The organism is Pseudomonas sp. DY-1 (genome assembly GCF_003626975.1).
Lineage (GTDB): Bacteria > Pseudomonadota > Gammaproteobacteria > Pseudomonadales > Pseudomonadaceae > Metapseudomonas.
This window is the reverse complement of record NZ_CP032616.1, coordinates 3,789,179-3,803,453: the sequence shown is the minus strand read 5'-3', so window position 1 is coordinate 3,803,453 and position 14,275 is coordinate 3,789,179. Positions and strand designations below refer to the sequence as shown.

Here is a 14,275-nt window from a genome sequence, read left to right as displayed (position 1 = left end):
TCCCACAGTTTGTCCACAGGAACGTCCACGCTTTGTGGGGATAGCCGTCAGTCGACGGGCTGCCAGGCCAACGCCCGCGTGCGGACATCTTCCGGAAATGCCCGGGCCTTGCGTGCCAAGGTGTCCAGGTGCACGCCCACCAGGGTCGTGACGGCGGCGATCTCGCCGGTCTCGTCATTGCGCATCTCGTGGCAGAAGCGGATCGACTTGTCCTTCACTTCCAGCACCCGCGAGTGAATGGACACCACATCCCCGGCATGCAGCTCGCGGCGGTACTCGATCCGCTGTTCCACCGCCGCCATCCCGGCGTTCTCCCCGCGCAGGCGCGAAGGGGCCAGGCCCAACAGCGTGAAGAGCTGCCAGGTCGCTTCGTCGAACTTGCCGACGTACCACATCACGTTCATGTGACCCATGTGATCGCAATGCCAGGGATAGACGGCACCGCGGTAGGTCAGGGAATCACTCATGTCAGGCTGCCTCGTTCTGCCGGGAATGTTCAAAGTCCGCCAGCACCTGGGGGAACTGGTTGATCACGATGGAAAGATGCCCCTCTTGTGGGTAAAGGCGCAGGCTCGCGCGGGGCAAGCGCGCCTGGAGATAGCGCCCCATGGCCTCCGGTACGTGGCGGTCGAGGCCGCTCTGGTAGAGGTGCACGGGCGCCTGGATATCTTCCAGCGCGTAGGGACGGGGCGCGGCGATCAGCCCAGCTTCCAGGCAGGCACCGCGAATGCCTTGGCGATAGGCCTCGGCCAGAAAGGTCGCGAAGTCTTGCGCAGCCAGTGGATCATCTGTCAGCAACTGGCGATCCGGCTCTGCCAGAAGGCCAGCGAGGCCTTTCAGTGCGCGCTCCGGGGTGTGCAGGAACATCAGTCGATCCAGTGACAGCAGCGGGCTGGCAAAGCGGGGATGGAGGCGGGCAAGGCCGAACATCACCTTGAGAGCCGGCAATTGCGCCGTACGCAGTTCGGGGATGTCCATTGGTCCCATGCCGGCCAGCAGCCCGACGTAGTCCAGGCGCTGACCCATCTGATGGGCACAGGCCAGCGCATAGGGGCCACCGCAAGACACGCCGACCACGCCGAAGCGCCGATGGCTAAGGGTATCGGCCATGAAGGCCACGTCGTCGGCCCAGTCGAGGATGCTGCGACCAGCCTGGTAGTCGGACCAGCCGAAACCGGGCCGATCCGGCGCTACCAGGCAGACGTCGGCCGCCAGGGCTTGTTCATGGTGCAGCGCGGCTTGCAGGCGGCTGCCGGGAAAACCGTGGAAGTAGTAGAGCGGGCGGCCTTCGCTGGCGCCGTAGAGCTGGTAGGCCAGGGTGCGGCCGTCTGGCAGCCGCAAGCGCCGGGGCCGGGCATCGGGTCGTGTCATGGGGAATTCGGTTCAGCGTTGGTTGCGGGCATGGGCCCCGGCAAGCAGCCGGTCGGTGGCGACGATGGCGCGGCTGTGCTGGCCCTCGCCAATCAGGCCGCCCTCGTCAAAGGCTTCGACCTTGAACAGGTAGAGTTTGCCTTCCTGACCGAGGAAGGTGGCGCGGGCCGATACGCGGACGCCCACCGGGGTGGCGCCGAGGTGGCGGATATCCACACCGACGCCCACCGAGAGCTGGCCGTCCTGCAGCAGGGGACGCATGCAGCGCGATGCGGCCAGCTCCATCAGGGCGATCATGCGTGAGGTGGCGAACACCTCGGGGAAATCGTCGTCAGGGGAGAGGGGCAGGGCCTTGGCGGTGTCGCTGGGCAGGACGATGAAATCAGCCTCTACCTGGGTGCCGGGATTCATGGGGCGGGTCTCCGTTGTTCTTGTGACTTGAACGTTAGCCTGGGTCTCGGGCTGCTCATAATTTGAACGGAAACTTTTATACCAGCAGCCAAAGCCGGGGGTGGCGCGGGTTACAAAATTTAAGCGTGCGTTTAATTTTCCCTGGGCTGTGCATTTACTGATCAGCTCCGGCAAAGGCCCCGGCCACCGGGCCCCTGGCCGGACGCTCACACCTTATCCACAAGCCCCTGCACAGATTCTGGGGGCAGCTCTTTCTACAAGTGGCTGAAATGGTTCAAGAATTGACCATTTGGTTGGAAGTGGCGCAGTGCCTGGGGCTGGGCGGTGGCTCTACAGCTTATCCACAGCATGATCCCCGGTTTCTGTGGGCGAGGGCGGTGCCCCCGTACATTTTCGGGTCGGATACGGACAGATTCTGCTGATGCCGGATCGGGAGAATCCTGTAGGGAAGGGCAGGCCTGCGGCCTGCAATCGCGATTGAAATCGCTCCCACAGATGTATTCGGGGAACCGGCATGGCTATCAGCGTGTTCGACCTGTTCAAGATCGGTATCGGCCCTTCCAGCTCGCACACCGTGGGCCCGATGCGGGCGGCGGCGCTGTTTGCCACGGCGCTGCGCGAGCGCGGCCTGCTGGAGCAGGTGACGCGGGTCGAGGTGCGCCTGTACGGCTCGCTGTCGGCCACCGGCGTCGGCCACGGCACCGACCGCGCGACCCTGGTCGGGCTGATGGGCGAATGGCCGGATCGGGTCGACCCGAAGCAGATCGCCCCGCGCATCGAGGCGCTGCAGGCGTCCTGCGAACTGCTGTTGGGCGGCAGCCACCCGGTGGCCTTCGACTGGCAGCGCGACCTGCTGCTGCTCGAGGAAAACTTGCCGTACCACCCCAACGCCATGACGCTGATCGTCGAAGGCGAGGCGGGTGAACTGCACCGCGACACCTACTACTCCATCGGCGGCGGCTTCGTGGTCGACGAGGCCCAGGCCCGCTCCGGCCAGCTCGACCAGGACACCACCGAGCTGCCTTACGACTTCTCCAGCGCCGAAGAGCTGCTGGAACTCTGCCAGCGCCACAACCTGCGCATTGCCGAACTGATGCTGGCCAACGAGAAGGCCTGGCGCAGCGAAGCGGAGATCCGCGCCGGACTGCTGAAGCTCTGGGACGCCATGCAGGAGTGCGTGACCAACGGCCTCGGCCACGAGGGCATCCTGCCCGGCGGGCTGAACGTGCGCCGGCGCGCCGCCAAGCTGCACCGCAGCCTGCAGGAACTGGGTAAGCCCAACGTCATTGGCTCGACCATGAGCGCGATGGAATGGGTGAACCTCTACGCCCTGGCGGTGAACGAGGAAAACGCCGCCGGCGGGCGCATGGTCACCGCGCCCACCAACGGCGCGGCGGGGATCATCCCGGCGGTGCTGCACTACTACATGCGCTTCAACCCCGAGGCCACCGAGGACGACGTGGTGAACTTCTTCCTCGGCGCGGCGGCGGTGGGCATCCTGTGCAAGAAGAACGCGTCCATCTCGGGTGCCGAAGTGGGCTGCCAGGGCGAAGTCGGCTCGGCCTGCGCGATGGCGGCGGCGGGGCTGGCGGAAGTGCTGGGGGCGACCCCGGCGCAGCTGGAGAATGCCGCCGAGATCGGCCTGGAGCACAACCTCGGGCTGACCTGCGACCCGGTGGGCGGGCTGGTGCAGGTGCCGTGCATCGAGCGCAACGCGATTGCCGCGGTGAAGGCGATCAACGCGGCGCAGATGGCGCTGCGCGGCGATGGCGAGCACTTCATCTCGCTGGACCGGGTGATCCGCACCATGCGCGACACCGGCGCCGACATGCACGACAAATACAAGGAAACCTCGCGCGGTGGTCTGGCCGTGAGTGCCGTGGAGTGCTGATGCCATGAGCGCCTTCCAGACTCTTGCCAAGCCCCTGCAGCGCCTCGAATCCATCGGCTTCCTGCTGCTGGACGAATTCAGCCTGATCGCCCTGGCCGGTGCGCTGGAGTCGTTGCGGCTGGCCAACCAGTTGTCCGCAACGGGCCTCTATCGCTGGTGCACCCTGACTTGCGACGGCACCCCGGTGCGCGCCGACAACGGCATGCAACTGACGCCCGAAGGCAGACTCGCCGAGGCACGCGAACTGGACGCCCTGATCCTCTGCGGCGGCGACGGCGCGCCACTCGCCGACTCCGGATTGCTCGCGCAACTCCGCGACCTGTCTGCCCACGGCGTGAAGCTGGGTGCCCTGGGGTCTGCCCGCGCTGTGCTGGCCGAGGCCGGTCTGCTTCAGGACGGCGAAAGTATTCCGGCCTGGGCCAGCCGGCTGACCCTGCGCGATGCCCTCGCCAGCGCGCAGCCCAAGCTGCAGGAAGTGATCGCGTTGATGGAGGCCAACCTGGAAGAGCCCATCGAACTGGATGATCTGGCCAGCTTCATCGAGCTGTCGCGGCGCCAATTGGAAAGGCTGTTCCAGAAGTACCTGTGCTGCTCGCCATCACGCTACTACCTCAAGCTGCGCCTGCTGCGTGCCCGTCAGCTCCTGCGCCAGACCGCCCTGCCGGTGGTGCAGGTGGCCTTCGGCTGCGGCTTCGTCTCCGCGCAGAATTTCTCCAAGTGCTACCGCGAGCACTTCGGCATCCCGCCCAGCAACGAACGGCTGGACAAGCCGCATCTCTGCCGCGCCGCGATGCACTGAGCACCCTTGGCACCACCTTAGGGCCCGCCCGTGCCTGGCAGCACGGTCCGGGCCCGTTTTTTTGCTGGGGCAGAAAGGCTCGGGGCTTTCCTTGTAGGGGCGAATTCATTCGCCAAGCAGGAAGCAGTCCTGCCATTGGCCTTGTCGGGGGCAGCTGCGCCGCCCTTGGCGAATGAATTCGCCCCTACACAAGAGCATTCGCGCCTGCTGGCTAGTCCGAGTTAACCCAACTGCCCTCACCCCCGGCCCCCCTTGCGCACGGAAAGCGCCCTCTCCCTTTGGGTGAGGGCAATTGACCCCGCTCGGAGCCCCGGCAATGACCTCAGCGGATCTGACCAATTTCGGGTCGGATTCGTACAAAAGATGGTGGGGGGCTTCTGTTGCAATGCTTTCCAACGGCCCACCAGCCCGGTGTGTCGAGTCAGTGGAAAACAACAAGGGTTCACCGCCATGCAAATGCCCAAGACACTCCGCATCCGTAACGGCGACAAGGTTCGCTCCACCTTCTCCGCCCAGGAATACGCCAACCGCCAAGCCAAGCTGCGCGCTCATCTGGCAGCGGAGAAAATCGACGCCGCGATCTTCACCTCGTACCACAACATCAATTACTACTCCGACTTCCTCTACTGCTCCTTCGGCCGCCCCTATGCCCTGGTGGTCACCCAGGACGACGTCATCAGCATCAGCGCCAACATCGACGGTGGCCAGCCGTGGCGCCGCACCGTCGGCACCGACAACATCGTCTACACCGATTGGCAGCGCGATAACTACTTTGTCGCCATCCAGCAGGCCCTGCCCAAGGCCCGCCGCATCGGCATCGAACACGACCACCTGAACCTGCAGAACCGCGACAAGCTGGCCGCCCGCTATCCAGAGGCCGAACTGGTCGACGTGGCCGCCGCTTGCATGCGCATGCGCATGATCAAGTCCGCCGAAGAGCACGTGATGATCCGTCACGGCGCGCGCATCGCCGACATCGGTGGCGCGGCGGTGGTGGAAGCGCTGCGTGACCAGGTGCCGGAGTATGAAGTGGCGCTGCACGCCACCCAGGCCATGGTCCGCGCCATTGCCGACACCTTCGAAGAAGTGGAGCTGATGGACACCTGGACCTGGTTCCAGTCCGGCATCAACACTGACGGTGCGCACAATCCGGTGACCACCCGCAAGGTGAACAAGGGCGACATCCTCAGCCTCAACTGCTTCCCGATGATCGCCGGCTACTACACCGCGCTGGAGCGCACCCTGTTCCTCGACCATTGCTCCGACGACCACCTGCGGCTGTGGCAGGTCAACGTCGAGGTCCACGAAGCCGGCCTCAAACTGATCAAGCCCGGTGCGCGCTGCAGCGATATCGCCCGCGAGCTGAACGAGATATTCCTCAAGCACGACGTGCTGCAGTACCGCACCTTTGGCTACGGCCACTCCTTCGGCACCCTCAGCCACTACTACGGCCGCGAGGCCGGGCTGGAGCTGCGAGAGGACATCGACACGGTGCTGGAGCCGGGCATGGTGGTGTCCATGGAACCGATGATCATGCTGCCGGAGGGCCTGCCGGGCTCCGGTGGCTACCGCGAGCACGACATCCTGATCGTCAATGAGAACGGTGCCGAAAACATCACCAAGTTCCCCTACGGCCCGGAGAAAAACATCATCCGCAAATGATCCAACCCACGCCCGCGCAGAGCCGACCTCCTGCGCGGGCCGTGGTTTTGCCTCACCACAACAAGAATCGACGCGCGGCATTCACGGGGCCCATGCCCCGCGCACGCGCCGCCCTTTGACTACCCGCTGCCGAACTAACACGACATAACAATAGAGGTACAGGCAATGGTCAGGTTTATTGCAGGAACGCTCCTCCGGGGAGCGGCCGACAGTGTGTCCTTCAACAACGGTCGGGGCGCTCCCGTCCATACTCCAGTCTTCCAGGCGCACCTCCCGATCGACGGAGGTGCCCAATGAGTACATCCAACCAGACCCTGGCCTATGGCCAGTCCGACAGCCAGATGGCCAGCAGCGAGCGCAGCACCCTCCGCCGCGCGGCGACCGCCAGCTTCATGGGCAACTTCGTGGAGTGGTTCGACTACGCCGCCTACGGCTATCTGGCCGCGGTGATCGCAGTCGTGTTCTTCCCTGCCACCGACAAGACCACCGGCCTGCTGGCGGCTTTCGCGGTGTTCGCCATTTCGTTCATCGTCCGCCCCATCGGCGGCATCGTCTGGGGCCATATCGGCGACCGTTACGGCCGGCGTAACGCCCTGTCCCTGTCCATCCTCATCATGTCTGGCGCCACTTTCTGCATCGCGCTGCTGCCGACCTACGCCCAGGTGGGCATGTTCGCGCCGCTGCTGCTCCTGCTGATCCGCCTGGTGCAGGGCTTCTCCGCCTCCGGGGAATACGCCGGCGCGGCGGCCTTCCTCGCCGAGTACGCGCCAGACAACAAGCGCGGTTTCTACACCTGCCTGGTGCCGGCCAGTACGGCGGCGGGGTTGCTGTTCGGTTCGCTGTTCGCGGCACTGCTCTATTCGCAGCTCGATACCGAGCAACTGCACAGCTGGGGCTGGCGTATTCCGTTCCTGTTGGCCGCGCCGCTGGGCCTGATTGGCCGCTACATTCGCCTGCACCTGCAGGACACCCCCAAGTTCCGCGAAATGGAACAGGCGATGGAGAAGAAGGAAGCGGAGCACAAAGTGCCGATCCGCGAACTCATGGGCGTGCACCGCAGGAAGGTGCTGGTGGCCATTGGCGTCACCTGCCTCAACGCGGTGGCCTTCTACCTGATCCTCAGCTACATGCCGACCTATCTATCCACCGAGATGGGCATGAACGAAACCGATTCCTTCCTGGCGTCTACCGTGTCGCTGGCGACCTACATCGGTTTCATCTTCCTGATGGGCAAGCTGTCCGACCGCTTCGGCCGCAAAACCATGCTGATCGGTGCGTCGCTGCTGTTCCTGGGGCTCACGGTGCCGCTGTTCGGTCTGCTCGAAGGGCAGGGCTTCGCCTTCATCCTGCTGATCCAGATCGCCTTCGGGCTGATGTTGGCAATGAACGACGGCACCCTGCCGTGCTTCCTCGCCGAGGTCTTCCCGACACGAGTGCGCTACAGCGGCTTCGCCTTCAGCTTCAACACGGCCAATGCCCTGTTCGGCGGCACCGCGCCTTTCATCGCCACCTGGTTGATCAGCCAGACCGGCGACAAGCTCGCACCGGCCTGGATGCTGGTGGCAGCGGCGGCCGTGGCCCTGCTGGCGATGCTGTGCATCTGCGAGACGGCGCACCGCGCACTGGCGGACGACTGAGGACTGGCGATCCTGCCAACTTCGGGTCGGATACGTACAAAAGTCGGCCATTCACTTCTGCTGCAATGCCATGAGCGGAAGTCCGTCTGGCGCCGACAATTCCTGGAGTATTTCGATGAGCAAGAGTGTTTTTGTAGGTGAGCTGACCTGGAAGGAGTACGAGGCGCGTGTCGCGGCAGGTGACTGCGTGCTCATGCTGCCGGTCGGCGCCCTGGAACAGCACGGCCATCACATGTGCATGAACGTCGATGTGCTGCTGCCCACGGCGGTGTGCAAGCGGGTCGCCGAGCGCATTGGTGCGCTGGTCATGCCGGGGCTGCAGTACGGCTACAAGTCCCAGCAGAAGTCCGGCGGCGGCAATCACTTCCCCGGCACCACCAGCCTGGATGGCGCCACCCTGACTGGCACGGTGCAGGACATCATCCGCGAGCTGGCGCGCCATGGTGCGCGTCGCCTGGTACTGATGAACGGCCACTACGAAAATTCCATGTTCATCGTCGAAGGCATCGACCTCGCCCTGCGCGAGCTGCGCTATGCCGGCATCCAGGACTTCAAAGTGGTGGTGCTCTCCTACTGGGACTTCGTCAAGGACCCGGCTGTGATCCAGCAGCTCTATCCCGAGGGCTTCCTCGGCTGGGACATCGAGCACGGCGGCGTCTTCGAGACCTCCCTGATGCTGGCTTTGTACCCGGACCTGGTGGACCTGGACCGCGTCGTCGATCACCCACCTGCAACCTTCCCACCCTATGACGTGTTTCCGGTCGACCCGGCCCGTACGCCGGCGCCGGGCACTCTGTCGTCGGCGAAGACGGCCAGCCGAGAGAAGGGCGAGTTGATCCTGGAGGTCTGCGTCCAGGGCATTGCCGACGCTATCCGCGAGGAGTTCCCGCCCACCTGACGAGGCATTGCGCCACCCCGAACAGAACAAGCGACTTCACAATTACAACAAGTGACCGCCGCGGCGGTTCGCGAGGAAGTTTCAGCTATGTCGAATTCAGACGCGCACAAAGAGTACGGACTCAATCAGGTCAAACCGGCGGAGCGCAGCTACGGCTTCGGCGACACCGTGTGGACCTGGTTCGGTTCCGGCATCAACACCGGTTCCTGGTTTTTCGGCGGCATGGCCGCTTCACTGGGCATGGTCTTCGTCCTGCAGTACAGCCTCCTCTGGCTACCGTTGATGATGATTCCATGGGCGGCAGTGGCCTATATCGGCTACCGCTACGGTGCCAGTACGGCCGTGGTGGCCCGTCCCGCCCTGGGCACCAAGGGGTCGCGCCTGACCGGCGTGGCCCAGTTCCTGGTGCTGATCGGCTGGCCCAGCGTGAACAGCTTCATTGCCGCTATTTCCCTCACCCACGTGTTCGGCGCAGCGTTCGGCTGGCCGACCTTCGGCCAGCCCGGCTCGGCGGGACCGATGGTGCTCGGCATACTGCTGACCGCCGTGGCGCAGGGCATCATCACCTTCCTTGGCCATGAGGCGATCCGCTATCTGGAGCGCGTGGCAGGCGTGCTGCTGCTGGTGCTCGGTGTCTGGGTCAGCTACATCGTGCTGTCGCAGTGGGATCTGGGTGAGCTGATGGCGTTCAAGGTGGCGAACCCGGCCCACTCGGTGGCCTTCTACATTGACCTGGCCTTCGGTTTCTCCTGGACCTGGGCCCAGGTGGCGGACTTCTCACGCTTCGCCAAGACCGGCAAGGCTGCCACCGTGGGCAGTTGGCTGGGGCTCAACGTAGGGCAGGGCTGGTTCATGCTGATCGGCGCCATCGGCACGATCGGGGTGGCACTGCAAACCGGCAGCATCGACCCCAACAACTCCGACCCCAGCTCCACCCTGGCTACCCTGGGGCTAGGCCTGGTGTCCTTCCTGGTGCTGATCTTCGCCACCGTCAGCACCAACGTCACCGTGCTCTACGGCTCCGGCATGGGGCTGCTGGGGGCGTTCAAGAGCCTGACCCCGAAAAAGGCCCTGGCGATTATCGTTGTGCTCCAGCTGGCGCTGTGCTTCGTGCCCATGGCCTTTGACTCCTTCCTGCATTACTTCGAGACCTTCCTCGGCGTCATCGGCGGCCTGTTCATCCCGCTCTGGACCATCATCCTGGTCGACTACTTCTGCGTGCGCGGCAAGCGCATCAGCGACCGCGACCTCTTTGCCGAGTCCGGCGGCGCCTATTACGGCAGCAATGGCTGGAACCCGGCGGGTATCACTGCGCTGGTGCTAGGTTTTGCGGTGTACTTCGTGTTGGCCCATGTGTTCAAGGACGTAGCCGAGCAGATCACCGCGAGCTTCCCCGCCATCCTGGTATCAGGGCTGGCCTATTGGCTGTTGGCAAAGAAGCCGGTAGTGGCCCTGAGCGGAGGAGTTGAACAGGACGCTTGACGCGCGAGGTACGGAAATGAAAACGCCGCCCCCGAGAGGAGGGCGGCGTTTTTGTTTTCGGCGAGGCACAAGGTGACTCCCTTGTAGGGGCTAAGTCATTCGCCAAGCAGACCACAGGTCTGCTCTGTGAGCCTGAGGGGGGGCGGCTTCGCTGCCCTTGGCGAATGAATTCGCCCTACAGTTCTCGGTCGCCGATCAGGAGTGCAAGGGACTCTGCTTGCGCTCGCCGCGCGGCGAGTGGCCGAAGAAGCGGCTGTAGCACTTGGAGAAGTGCGCCGGTGAGGCGAAGCCGCAGGCCAGGGCAATGTCGCGGACCTGCGACTCGCTGCGCAGCAGCAGGTCGCGGGCGCGGTTCAGGCGCAGTTCCAGGTAGTACTGGCTGGGGGTGCGGTCCAGGTACTTGTGGAACAAGCGTTCCAGTTGGCGCACCGACACTTCGTTGAGCTGCGCCAGTTCTTCCAGTTCCAGGGGTTCTTCCAGGTTGGCTTCCATGATTGCGACGATCTGGCTCAGCTTCGGCTGTGCGTGGCCGAGCTTCTGCCGCAAGGGGATGCGCTGCTGTTCGCGGGCGCTGCGCATGCGGTCGCAGAGCAGCAGTTCGGCAGCGCGGGTGGCGATCTCCACGCCACCCGGCTCACGGGCGATCAGTTGCAGGGTCATGTCCATGGACGCCGTGCCGCCGGAGCAGGTGTAACGGTCGCGATCCAGCTCGAACAGCTGGTTGGAGATGACGATGCCGGGGAACTTGTCCTTCACCTGCTCGATGTCTTCCCAGTGCACCGTGCAGCGATAGCCCTTGAGCAGCTCAGCGCTGGCCAGCAGGTGGCTGCCGGTGCAGATTCCGCCCAGTGCCACGTCGTGCTGGGCCAGCTTGCGCACCCAGTTGAGCAGGCGCCGGTCATAGCGGGTCGGCATGGGGTTGGAGCCGACGACGAACAGGGCATCCAGTTCGGGGGCGTCGTCAAGGCTGTGATCGGGAACCACGCGCATGCCGTTGCTGGCCTGCACTGGTTCGTGGTCGGCGGCGATCAGCAAGGTGTGGAACAGGGTGCGCTTGGCGGCCAGGTTGGCCATGCGCAGGGTCTCGATCGCCGAGGCGAAGCCGATGGTGGTGAAGTTGGGGATCAGCAGAAAGCCGAAGGTCTTCACTGCGGCCGGCCGGGGCTGGGCCTGGAATTCGTCGACGGACGGCGCCGCAAGGTTTGCAACAGCCATTGGTTTTTCCTCCGCTGCATCGACTGTCGTTTTTGGGTATTGGCGGGTGAGGCAGAAGTCGAAGTGCAGTTCTGTCTTTTTATTGTTTTGCGGCGCTGGAGCGGGCCGGCGCCGGGGTCCAGCTTACACCCATTCCAGCCCTGCATCAGCGGCGTCCCTGCCCGACATCCGGGGTTCAGCGAGACGGTCTCCGGTAATCGAACGGTATTCCTTCGTCGGCAGGGTAGGTTTGGGCATTTACACGTCGCAAACAGGCAAACGGGGTGTCGGGCTAACTCGCACAATCGGCCCCAACAGGCAGATACCGACAGCCCTCCAGTGGTCGGTTCCGGGCCCCCAAAACAACAGAGACGACAGCGGGTTGTCGCAGGAGATCATCGATGTTCAGCAAGCAAGACCAGATCCAGGGTTACGACGACGAACTGTTCAGCGCGATGCAGGAAGAAGAGCACCGTCAGGAAGACCACATCGAGCTGATCGCCTCGGAGAACTACACCAGCAAGCGCGTGATGGAAGCCCAGGGCAGCGGCCTGACCAACAAGTACGCCGAAGGCTATCCGGGCAAGCGTTACTACGGCGGCTGCGAGTTCGTCGACAAGGTCGAGCAGCTGGCCATCGACCGCGCCAAGCAACTGTTCGGCGCCGATTACGCCAACGTCCAGCCGCACTCCGGTTCCCAGGCCAACAGCGCCGTCTACCTGGCCCTGCTGAACGCCGGCGACACTATCCTCGGAATGAGCCTGGCCCACGGCGGCCACCTGACCCACGGCGCCAAGGTGTCGTCTTCCGGCAAGCTGTACAACGCTGTGCAATACGGTCTTGATACCGCCACCGGCCTGATCGACTACGACGAGGTCGAGCGCCTGGCTGTCGAGCACAAGCCGAAGATGATCGTCGCCGGCTTCTCCGCCTACTCCAAGACCCTCGACTTCCCGCGCTTCCGTGCCATCGCCGACAAGGTGGGTGCGCTGCTGTTCGTCGACATGGCCCACGTCGCCGGCCTGGTCGCCGCCGGCCTGTACCCCAACCCGCTGCCCTACGCCGATGTGGTTACCACCACCACCCACAAGACCCTGCGCGGTCCGCGTGGCGGCCTGATCCTGGCCAAGTCCAACGAAGAGATCGAGAAGAAGCTGAACTCCGCCGTGTTCCCCGGCGCCCAGGGTGGCCCGCTGATGCACGTGATCGCCGCCAAGGCCGTGTGCTTCAAGGAAGCGCTGGAACCCGGCTTCAAGGATTACCAGGCCCAGGTGATCAACAACGCCCAGGCCATGGCCAAGGTGTTCATCGATCGCGGCTACGACGTGGTGTCCGGCGGTACTGACAACCACCTGTTCCTGGTCAGCCTGATCAAGCAGGGCAAGACCGGCAAGGAAGCGGACGCCGCCCTTGGCCGCGCCGGCATCACCGTGAACAAGAACGCCGTACCGAACGACCCACAGTCGCCTTTCGTGACCTCGGGCATCCGCATCGGCACCCCGGCCATCACCAGCCGTGGCTTCAAGGAATCGCAGAGCACCGAACTGGCTGGCTGGATCTGCGACATCCTCGACCACCTCGGCGATGCCGACGTCGAAGCCCAGGTGGCCAAGCAGGTTGCCGGCCTCTGCGCCGACTTCCCCGTCTACCGCTGATCCAGGAGTCCGAGCATGCAACGTTATTCCGGCTTCGGCCTGTTCAAGCACTCCCTGAGCCACCACGAGAACTGGCAACGCATGTGGCGCAATCCGACGCCGAAGCCGGTCTATGACGTGATCATCGTCGGCGGTGGCGGCCACGGCCTGGCCACTGCCTACTACCTGGCCAAGGAATTCGGCGTGAAGAACGTCGCGGTAGTGGAGAAGGGCTGGCTGGGCGGCGGCAACACCGCGCGCAACACCACCATCGTCCGCTCCAACTACCTGTGGGACGAGGCGGCACAGCTGTACGAGCACGCGATGAAGTTGTGGGAAGGCCTGTCCCAGGACCTGAACTACAACGTGATGTTCTCCCAGCGCGGTGTCTACAACCTCTGCCACACCCTGCAGGACATGCGTGACTCGGCGCGCCGGGTGAACGCAAACCGCCTGAACGGCGTCGACGGCGAACTGCTGGACGCCCGCCAGGTAGCCGAGGAGATTCCTTTCCTCGACTGCAGCAAGAACACCCGTTATCCGATCATGGGTTCCACCGTTCAGCGTCGTGGGGGCGTGGCCCGTCACGACGCCGTAGCCTGGGGCTACGCTCGCGCCGCCGACGCCCTGGGTGTCGACCTGCTGCAGAACACCGAGGTGCTCGGTTTCCGCAAGCAGGATGGTGCGGTGATCGGTGTCGAGACCAATCGCGGTTTCATTGGCGCCAAGCGCGTCGGCGTGGTCACCGCCGGTAACTCCGGCCACATGGCCAAGCAGGCCGGTTTCCGCCTGCCGCTGGAATCCCACCCGCTGCAGGCCCTGGTGTCCGAGCCGATCAAGCCGATCATCCACAGCGTGATCATGTCCAACGCCGTGCATGGCTACATCAGCCAGTCGGACAAGGGCGACCTGGTCATCGGTGCCGGTATCGACGGTTACAACGGCTACGGCCAACGTGGCTCCTACGGGACCATCGAACACACCCTGCAGGCCATCGTGGAGATGTTCCCGATCCTCTCCCGCGTGCGCATGAACCGTCAGTGGGGCGGCATCGTGGATACCACCCCGGACGCCTGCCCGATCATCTCCAAGACCCCGGTGAAGAACCTGTTCTTCAACTGCGGCTGGGGCACCGGCGGCTTCAAGGCCACTCCGGGTTCGGGCCACGTCTTCGCGGCGAGCCTGGCGCGTGGCGAGATGCACCCGCTGGCCAAGCCCTTCTCCATCGACCGTTTCCATACCGGCGCACTGATCGACGAGCACGGCGCCGCTGCCGTGGCTCACTAAGGAGAATCG

Annotated in this window: 12 protein-coding genes; 8 read left to right on the top strand and 4 right to left on the bottom strand. The window is 64.3% G+C overall.

Features of this window, described 5'->3' with window-relative positions; genetic code table 11:
* Positions 1-47: 47 nt before the first annotated feature.
* Genes D6Z43_RS18010 through D6Z43_RS18000 form a run of 3 tightly spaced genes read right to left on the bottom strand, consistent with a single transcriptional unit; the run spans position 48 to position 1,782 of the window.
* Positions 48-467, bottom strand: coding sequence for a thioesterase family protein (locus D6Z43_RS18010; protein WP_120653457.1), 420 nt, complete (start codon positions 465-467; stop codon positions 48-50).
* A 1-nt stretch (position 468) separates the two neighbouring features.
* A complete protein-coding gene (locus D6Z43_RS18005; protein WP_120653456.1) occupies positions 469-1,371 on the bottom strand; it encodes an alpha/beta fold hydrolase in 903 nt (300 codons plus the stop codon).
* A 12-nt stretch (positions 1,372-1,383) separates the two neighbouring features.
* Entirely contained in the window at positions 1,384-1,782 is a 399-nt protein-coding gene (locus D6Z43_RS18000; RefSeq protein ID WP_120653455.1) for a thioesterase family protein, read from the bottom strand.
* Between the two features lie 514 nt (positions 1,783-2,296).
* Between D6Z43_RS18000 and D6Z43_RS17995 the strand changes: the two genes are divergently transcribed.
* The 6 genes from D6Z43_RS17995 to D6Z43_RS17965 all read left to right on the top strand — a co-directional run bounded on the left by D6Z43_RS17995 (position 2,297) and on the right by D6Z43_RS17965 (position 10,151).
* On the top strand, positions 2,297-3,673 hold the full coding sequence (locus D6Z43_RS17995; RefSeq protein ID WP_120653454.1) for an L-serine ammonia-lyase: 1,377 nt from the start codon (positions 2,297-2,299) through the stop codon (positions 3,671-3,673).
* Between the two features lie 4 nt (positions 3,674-3,677).
* Positions 3,678-4,472, top strand: coding sequence for a GlxA family transcriptional regulator (locus D6Z43_RS17990; RefSeq protein ID WP_120653453.1), 795 nt, complete (start codon positions 3,678-3,680; stop codon positions 4,470-4,472).
* 450 nt (positions 4,473-4,922) lie between these two features.
* Positions 4,923-6,134 carry a M24 family metallopeptidase gene (locus tag D6Z43_RS17980; protein WP_120653451.1) on the top strand — a complete coding sequence of 404 codons (1,212 nt, stop codon included), beginning with the start codon at positions 4,923-4,925 and terminating at the stop codon, positions 6,132-6,134.
* A gap of 293 nt (positions 6,135-6,427) precedes the next feature.
* Positions 6,428-7,771, top strand: a complete 1,344-nt coding sequence (locus D6Z43_RS17975) for an MFS transporter (RefSeq protein ID WP_120653450.1) — start codon at positions 6,428-6,430, stop codon at positions 7,769-7,771.
* 115 nt (positions 7,772-7,886) lie between these two features.
* Positions 7,887-8,669: a creatininase gene (locus tag D6Z43_RS17970; RefSeq protein ID WP_120653449.1), complete on the top strand. Its 783-nt coding sequence runs from the start codon at positions 7,887-7,889 to the stop codon at positions 8,667-8,669.
* A gap of 87 nt (positions 8,670-8,756) precedes the next feature.
* Positions 8,757-10,151, top strand: a complete 1,395-nt coding sequence (locus D6Z43_RS17965) for a cytosine permease (protein ID WP_120653448.1) — start codon at positions 8,757-8,759, stop codon at positions 10,149-10,151.
* A gap of 195 nt (positions 10,152-10,346) precedes the next feature.
* Here D6Z43_RS17965 and D6Z43_RS17960 read toward each other — a convergent pair whose 3' ends face one another.
* Positions 10,347-11,366: a GlxA family transcriptional regulator gene (locus D6Z43_RS17960; RefSeq protein ID WP_120653447.1), complete on the bottom strand. Its 1,020-nt coding sequence runs from the start codon at positions 11,364-11,366 to the stop codon at positions 10,347-10,349.
* Positions 11,367-11,746: 380 nt separating this feature from the next.
* Between D6Z43_RS17960 and glyA the strand changes: the two genes are divergently transcribed.
* Positions 11,747-13,000 (top strand): serine hydroxymethyltransferase, encoded by a 1,254-nt coding sequence (gene glyA, locus D6Z43_RS17955; protein ID WP_120653446.1) that lies wholly within the window; start codon positions 11,747-11,749, stop codon positions 12,998-13,000.
* Between the two features lie 15 nt (positions 13,001-13,015).
* Positions 13,016-14,266 carry a sarcosine oxidase subunit beta gene (locus tag D6Z43_RS17950; RefSeq protein WP_120653445.1) on the top strand — a complete coding sequence of 417 codons (1,251 nt, stop codon included), beginning with the start codon at positions 13,016-13,018 and terminating at the stop codon, positions 14,264-14,266.
* Positions 14,267-14,275: the final 9 nt, after the last annotated feature.